Annotated in this window: 1 protein-coding gene; it reads left to right on the forward strand. The window is 40.9% G+C overall.

Annotated elements, in window-relative coordinates; translation table 11 throughout:
- A partial coding sequence (locus ACKX14_RS15560) for a transposase family protein (RefSeq protein ID WP_479685982.1) occupies positions 1-508 on the forward strand: 508 nt, incomplete at both ends.

Consider the following 508-nt stretch of genomic DNA (forward strand, 5'->3'; position numbering starts at 1 on the left):
GGGTTGACTTTCATGCTGCTTGTGGCAGCCTGGCTTAGAGCCTTCGGTGTAAAACATCAACTCTTCTTTCAAACAGATAACGGGGTGGAGTTCGGAGGCAGTGCCAGCTCACGCAAGAGAAGACTTATGCAAAAATTCATTTTCGATCATTGGAATGTATCTTTGCTTAATATCCCGGAAAGGAATAAGGAAACAAATTGCTTCGTTGAACGCTCTCATCGCACTGATGATGAGGAGTTTTATGCTTTAAACTTGAAGAAGGCAACTTCAAGAAGTTCGTTTCTGAATATGTCTCAAAACTGGATACTATATTTCAATTACAGTCGGCCGCATTTTGGCAAAAACATGAATGGAATGACTCCTGTTGAGGCGTTAAAGTTTTATCGCTGCTTTTATCATCCTGCAATTGGTTCTATGCCTGTAGTTGTTTTGGATCAGCTTTCTAATTACGCTTCCTTGCTTTTTGACATCTCTTCTTTGCCCTGGGATAACCTGCCCAGAAATAAAA

Origin of the sequence: Thermorhabdus hydrogeniformans, from assembly GCF_049310025.1 — a bacterium.
Lineage (GTDB): Bacteria > Bacillota > Thermosediminibacteria > Thermosediminibacterales > Tepidanaerobacteraceae > JBJYKD01.